Raw genomic sequence first — 819 nt, 5'->3', positions numbered from 1 at the left:
GGTGATCGCAAACTTTAAGACCTGGCGCATCATGCACACCGACTACCGGCGGCCGCTGGCGACGTTCGACACGACGATCTCGGCGGTTATCGGACTGCACTTCTACTTGGCGGCTGAATAGGCCTCAACGTACAGAGGTCAACGGCGTCGAGCTGGAGTACGAGGTGGTCGGATCGGGCGAACCCGTGCTGCTCATCAGCCCCGTCCTCGCGGACGGGTTCCTGCCACTCCTGTCCGAACCGGTGCTGGCCGACCGCTATCAGCTGATCCGCTACCACAAGCGGGGCTGGGTGGGGAGCACTCACACCCCGCCGCCGGTGACCGTCGCGACCCACGCCGCCGACGCCGCGGCCCTCCTGGACCGTCTGGGAGTGCCGCGCGCCCACGTCGCCGGCCACTCCAGCGGCGCGGCTGTCGCCGCCCAGTTGGCACTCGATCACGCCGAGACGGTGCACACGCTCACCCTGCTGGAGCTGTCACTGCTCTCGGTGCCCAGCGGTGAGGCCTTCTTCCAGCAGGTCGGGCCGGCGTTCGAGGCGTACGGGAGCGGCGACCACGAAGGAGCGCTGGGGATCTTCATGAGCGTGGTCGGCGGCGTGGACTGGACGACGTGCCGAGCCGTGCTCGATGAGCGCCTTCCGGGCGCGGTAGCGCAGGCGGTCAAGGACGCCGACACCTTCTTCGGCGTCGAGCTGGCAGATTCAGCCAGTGGAAGCATGCGACTCGACAAGCTCGGTGAATAGCTCGGAGGGCTTCTTCCAGTTGTGAATCTTACGGGGTCGGTCGTTGATTTCGGAAGCCACCATCGCGAGATAGTCC

General features: G+C 66.4%; 1 protein-coding gene and 1 pseudogene. One reads left to right on the top strand and one right to left on the bottom strand.

Annotated features, from left to right (window positions below):
* Positions 1–164 precede the first annotated feature (164 nt).
* Positions 165–743, top strand: coding sequence for an alpha/beta fold hydrolase (locus KME75_RS42040; protein ID WP_219420644.1), 579 nt, complete (start codon positions 165–167; stop codon positions 741–743).
* On the opposite strand, the pseudogene KME75_RS47550 reads toward KME75_RS42040, so the two are convergent.
* Positions 702–819 (bottom strand): annotated as a pseudogene (locus KME75_RS47550) (IS30 family transposase); the annotation flags it as partial. The gene KME75_RS42040 and the pseudogene KME75_RS47550 overlap by 42 nt on opposite strands.

The organism is Pseudonocardia nigra, assembly GCF_019396355.1.
Classification (GTDB): Bacteria; Actinomycetota; Actinomycetes; order Mycobacteriales; family Pseudonocardiaceae; genus Pseudonocardia; species Pseudonocardia nigra.
This window is presented reverse-complemented; position numbering and strand designations above follow the sequence as displayed.